Source organism: Nocardioides sp. (genome assembly GCF_047607365.1).
Lineage (GTDB): Bacteria > Actinomycetota > Actinomycetes > Propionibacteriales > Nocardioidaceae > Nocardioides.
In genome coordinates this window covers 1-5243 of the sequence record NZ_JASGDD010000185.1, presented here as the reverse complement: position 1 = coordinate 5243, position 5243 = coordinate 1, and the positions used below count along the sequence as shown (strand labels likewise).

At 71.8% G+C, this 5243-nt stretch carries 6 protein-coding genes; 2 read left to right on the top strand and 4 right to left on the bottom strand.

The annotated features are described in order from the left end of the window. A partial coding sequence (locus QM572_RS14175) for a glycine-rich protein (RefSeq protein ID WP_415094188.1) occupies positions 1-469 on the bottom strand: 469 nt, incomplete at its 3' end. A gap of 83 nt (positions 470-552) precedes the next feature. On the opposite strand from QM572_RS14175, the gene QM572_RS14170 reads away from it, so the two are divergent. Continuing rightward, positions 553-1797 (top strand): phospholipase D-like domain-containing protein, encoded by a 1245-nt coding sequence (locus QM572_RS14170; protein WP_415094186.1) that lies wholly within the window; start codon positions 553-555, stop codon positions 1795-1797. A gap of 19 nt (positions 1798-1816) precedes the next feature. Beyond that, positions 1817-2545, top strand: coding sequence for a class I SAM-dependent methyltransferase (locus tag QM572_RS14165; protein WP_415094184.1), 729 nt, complete (start codon positions 1817-1819; stop codon positions 2543-2545). On the opposite strand, the gene QM572_RS14160 is transcribed toward QM572_RS14165, so the two are convergent. From QM572_RS14160 to QM572_RS14150, 3 genes are all read right to left on the bottom strand, one after another. Next, entirely contained in the window at positions 2532-3404 is an 873-nt protein-coding gene (locus tag QM572_RS14160; protein ID WP_415094182.1) for a lysylphosphatidylglycerol synthase domain-containing protein, read from the bottom strand. The two genes, QM572_RS14165 and QM572_RS14160, sit on opposite strands and share 14 nt — an antisense overlap. A gap of 77 nt (positions 3405-3481) precedes the next feature. Next, positions 3482-4507, bottom strand: a complete 1026-nt coding sequence (locus tag QM572_RS14155; RefSeq protein ID WP_415094180.1) for a glycosyltransferase family 2 protein — start codon at positions 4505-4507, stop codon at positions 3482-3484. Between the two features lie 112 nt (positions 4508-4619). After that, positions 4620-5180 carry a hypothetical protein gene (locus tag QM572_RS14150; RefSeq protein WP_415094178.1) on the bottom strand — a complete coding sequence of 187 codons (561 nt, stop codon included), beginning with the start codon at positions 5178-5180 and terminating at the stop codon, positions 4620-4622. Positions 5181-5243: the final 63 nt, after the last annotated feature.

Here is a 5243-nt window from a genome sequence, read left to right as displayed (position 1 = left end):
GGTTGCCTGCCCCGCCACCGCCGCCGCCCGCGGCGACGAGGACGCGCAGGCCGAGCGAGGTGCCCGCGGCACGCGGAGCGAGCCGGATGTCGGAGGCACCCCCGCCGCCGCCACCGTTGTCGACACCCGTGCCGCCCGCGCCGCCGCCGTTGAACCCGCCGGTGACGCCCTGGCCGTTCCCGCCGACCTCGATGTAGAGGACCTGCCCCGGGGTGACGGAGAGATCGGCGCTTACCGAGGCGCCGTACCCGCCGGCACCTCCGCCGTACGCGCCGGCGTCGCCACGTCCGCCGACGGCGCTCGCGTGGACGGTGGTCACCCCCGCGGGGACCGTGAAGGTCTGCTCCGTGCCGGTGGAGAGGAAGGTGACGGTCTCCGGTGTCGCCGCGGACGCGGGAGCGCCGCCGGCCACGGTCAGGGTGCCGAGCCCCAGGGCCAGCGAGATGAGCGATCCCGCCGCACGTCGCATGGTCGCCCAGCATAAGGAACCGCCAACGCGACCGGAAGGGCCGGCGCGACCGAAGCCGTGAGGGGTGCCGTTAGGGTGAAACCGTGATCAGCGGCACGGTCTGGACGTGGGTACGCCGGACCCTGCTCGTCGTCTTCGGCGTGCCGGCCGCCCTCGCGGTCGTGATGAGCCTGGTCGACGGGTATCGCAGCCGTGGGCGGAGGGCGAAGCCCTTCCCCACGCTGCCGCCGGTCCGGACGCCGCTCGGCGACGGCGAGGTGACGACGTACACCTTCGGCGCCGACCTCTACGAGGACATGCTCGCCGCGATCGAGGGGGCACGGACGCAGGTGCTCCTCGAGACCTTCATCTGGAAGGGCGACGCCCTCGGCGAGCGGTTCAAGCAGGCGCTGATCGACGCGGCCGACCGCGGGGTCGATGTGCACGTCATCTACGACGGCTTCGCGAACCTCGTCGTGCCGAAGCGGTTCAAGCGGTTCCCTCCGACGATCAAGGTGCTGCGCTTCCCGCTCTACCCGGCCGGGTGGCGCTTCTTCGACATCGCGCGCTACGGCCGCGACCACCGGAAGATCCTCGTGGTGGACGAGAAGGTGGGCTTCGTCGGCGGCTACAACATCGGCGGCCTCTACGCGACCGAGTGGCGCGACACCCACATCCGGATCACGGGGATCGGCGTCTGGGACCTCAAGCGGGCCTTCGCCGACTTCTGGAACCTCAACCGCAACAAGCGCCAGCGTGAGAACCAGCGCCCGATGCTGCTGGAGACCACCGCCGAGTGGGAGCCGCGGATCCGGATCCATCGGAACGTGCCGCGGCTGTGGATGTTCCCCATCCGGGGGGTCTACCTCGAGGCGATCAACCGTGCCTCGGAGAACATCTACCTCACCACGGCGTACTTCCTCCCCGACCAGGACTTCGTCGACGCACTCAAGAGCGCGGCCGGGCGCGGCGTGGACGTGCGGATCCTGATCCCGCTGAAGTCCAACCACGTCGCGACCGACTGGATCGCCCGCGGCTACTTCTCCCAGCTGCTCGACGCGGGCGTGCGGATCTTCCGGTTCAGCGGGGCGATGATCCACGCCAAGACCTGCACGGTGGACGGCTCGTGGGCGACGGTCGGCACGGCCAACATCGACCGCATCAGCCTCACCGGCAACTACGAGATCAACGTCGAGATCATCGACGACGACTTCGCCCAGGTGCTGGAGCGGGTCTTCGCCACCGACGAGTCGAACTCCCTCGAGCTGACCACCGGCGAGTGGCTGGCCCGCGACGTACACCGCAAGTTCACCGAGATCGTCCTCTCCCCGCTGCGCCCGTTCCTCTGACCCGTGGGACAGTGCGCCCATGTCCACCTCCGGCCGCTCCCCGCTCGCCGTCACCAAGCAGGCGTACGCCGGCTCGATGAGGTCCCTGGGACGCGGCCTCGCCCGCACCGGCCTGGCCCGGGACGAGCCGCCGCCGGTGGGCCGGCGCGCCCGGCACTGGGCGCACAGCCTGACCCGGGTCTACGACTCGGTGGCGATGGCCCGGCTCGACGTGCCCTGGTGGACGTACGACGCCACCGGGTTCGTCGACGGCTGGCTGGCGGGCCGCGAGCGTCCGGTCCGGGTCTTCGAGTACGGCTCGGGCGCCTCGACGGTCTGGCTCTCGCGCCGCGCCGGTGAGGTGCACAGCGTCGAGCACCACCGCGGGTTCGGCGAGACCATGCGCACCGAGCTGGATCGGCTCGGGAACGTCGACCTGCGGATCATCGAGCCGGTGCCCAGCGACCGTCCGGTGGTCGGGTCGCGGAAGGAGGGCCACGCCGGGCTGGACTTCGCCGGGTACGTCGCCGCCATCGACGACGTCCCGGGCGACTTCGACCTGATCGTGATCGACGGCCGTGCCCGGGAGGCCTGCCTGGCCGCGGCGGGGACACGACTGGCCGGCGGCGGCATCGTTGTCTTCGACAACAGTCGCCGGCACCGCTACCGCGTCGCCATCGAGGCCTCGGGCCTGCGCGAGCGGGTCTTCCGCGGCCTCACCCCGACACTCCCCTATCCCGAGCAGACCTCGGTGCTCACGAGGGGCTGACGGGGCCGACGCGGCCGACCGGTCGGGCGAGGGCGCCCACGGCCGCCAGCAGGACGTCGGCGACCAGCAGCAGGGCACGCGAGGCGAGGGCGACGGTCAGCGCACCCGTCGTACCCGTCATCGGGCTCAGGGTGAGCACGAGGACGGCGTCGCGGACGCCCGCCCCGGCCGGTGCGGGGATGAAGGCGAGCCCGGCGGCCCAGGCCAGGCCCATACCGCCTGCGAACGCGGCGAGCTCCCGCACCCCGACGTGACCGAAGGCGCCGGCGAGGACCGCCACGTGCAGGCCGAGGACGAGCCAGGCCAGGAGAGCCCAGCCGGCCGAGGCGGCCAGTGACCCGAGTCCGGGCCGCACGGGAAGCGGGTCACGTCCCAGGCGCCGCAGCAGGCGGTCGAGGACGGCCGGGACGGTCCGCGGGTGGAGGCCCGCGGCGAGCGGCAGGAGGAGGAGCAGCAGCCACCAGTAGCGCCGCAGGCCGTCGGGACTCGACCAGGGCAGCAGCACGGCGCCGACGGCGAGCCCGCTCGCCGTGACCATGCCGAGGAGCAGGACGTTCGCCGCGAGCATGACGGCTCGGGGCACCCGCCAGCGCACGCCGAACTGCATCTGCGCGACCACCGGCCAGACCGACCCGGGGACGTACTTCCCCAGCTGGCTGACGAAGAAGACCGAGGCCGCGTCGCGTCGCGCCGGCTCGGCCCCGAGGCCGCGCAGCAGCGCGCTCCACACGAGCTGGATGAGGATCGTGCCGGCGACGGCCAGGGCGCCGGCCACCTCCAGGCGCGTCAGGGAGACCTGGTCGAGCGCGCGCCCGAGCTCGTCGCCGCGGCGCCACACCAGGACGGCACCGGCCGCCACGACGAGGAGCGCGACGACCAGCTGCGACAGGCCGCGCCGCCGTACGCCGGCGCGGGCCTCCGGAACCGTCCCGGCGCTCAGTGCCGGCCCGATTCGAGCCGCTCGAACGTCATCGGGGCGAGCCCCTGCATCGCGAGGATCTCCTCGCGCGACATCCCGAAGCGCATCCGCTTGGTGTGCTCGAGGTTGTGCTCGATGAGCACCCGGTTCGTGCGGATCAGGTCGGAGATGACGCCGAGCATCAGCGACAGCACCGCGACGATCAGCAGCAGCGATCCCACCAGCAGGGACTGGAGGTGGCCGCTCTCGTTGTCGGCCGCCCACAGCACCGCGTAGCGGGCGAACGGAGCCAGCCCGAGAACGGCGAAGAAGGCTGTCAGCCAGGCGAAGACGACGTACGGCTTGTACATGATGAACGAGCGGATGATCGCCGCCGCGGACTTGGCGACGTGCTCGGGCATCGAGCGGAACAGGCGCGACTCGCGGGTCTTGGCGTTCGTCAGGACGGGGACGCTGGCGATCAGCAGGTTCTTGTTGCCCGCCTGGATGATCGTCTCCATGCAGTAGCTGAACCGCGTCACGGTGTTGAGCAGCATCAGGCTCTCCCGCGAGTAGGCCCGGAAGCCGCTGGCCGCGTCCGGGAGGCGTACGCCGGCGGCCCGGTTGACCGCCACGCTGCCCACCCGCTGCAACCGCTTCTTCAGCGGTGAGAAGTGCTCCACCAGGTGCACCTGCCGGTCGGCGATGACGATGTCGGCGCGTCCCTGGACGATGGGCTGGACGAGGTCGCCGATCCGCTCCTGGGGGTACTGGTTGTCGCCGTCGGTGTTGACCACGATGTCCGCGCCGATCTCCAGCGCCCGGGCGACGCCGTCGTGGAAGGAGCGGCCGAGCCCCTGGTTGCGGGCGTGGTGCACGAACTCCGTCACGCCGTGCTCCCGGGCGACCTCGACGGTCCGGTCGGAGCAGCCGTCGTCGATCACGAGGACGACGATCTCGTCGATGCCGGGGATGGACCTCGGGATCGTGGCGAGGACCGACGGCAGCGTCTCCTCCTCGTTGAGGCACGGGATCTGCACGACCAGCTTCATCTCACGCCTCACGTCTCGATGTCGGACGCCCCGAGAGGCGGCTTCGGACTGAGGGTGAGTAGACCTCGCCGAGGCGAACGCCGCGAGAACGACGACGCACCGCCCGGGTGCGCCCGCGTGAAACTCAGTGGGTGGACGGCTCCGTGGCGATCTCGCCGCGGTCGCCCGACCAGAGCGTGTGGAAGACGCCGTCGCGGTCGATCCGGCGATAGGTGTGGGCGCCGAAGAAGTCGCGCTGCCCCTGGATGAGCGCCGCGGGGAGCCGCTCGGAGGCCAGCGAGTCGAAGTAGGCCAGGGCGGAGGAGAAGCCCGGCGCGGGCACCGCCGACGCGGCGGCGATGCCGACGATCCGGCGCCAGGCCGCTTCCCCCTGGGCGATGGCGTCGGCGAAGGAGGGATCGACCAGCAGCGTCGGCAGCGAGGGGTCGGCCGCGTAGGCGTCGACGATCCGGTTGAGGAACCGCGCCCGGATGATGCACCCCGCCCGCCAGATCCGCGCCAGCGCACCGAGGTCGATGTCCCAGTCGTACTCCTTCGCGCCCGCCACGATCAGGTCGAAGCCCTGCGCGTAGGCCACCACCTTCGAGGCGTACAGCGCCGCGCGTACGTCGTCCACGAAGGTCTCGGGCACGGCGGCGGGCTCCGGGCGGGGCCCGACCGGCTCGCCGCAATATTCCAAGCTCATCTACCACACCCGGAATGCGAACGGGACGTGGAACCATATGGACGCGGTGACCGCGCCGGACGG

Bases quoted from the DNA above. Each gene is read 5' to 3' on its own strand.
- QM572_RS14150 (WP_415094178.1), bottom strand. From the start codon at position 5,180: ATGAGCTTGGAATATTGCGGCGAGCCGGTCGGGCCCCGCCCGGAGCCC.
- QM572_RS14165 (WP_415094184.1), top strand. From the start codon at position 1,817: ATGTCCACCTCCGGCCGCTCCCCGCTCGCCGTCACCAAGCAGGCGTAC.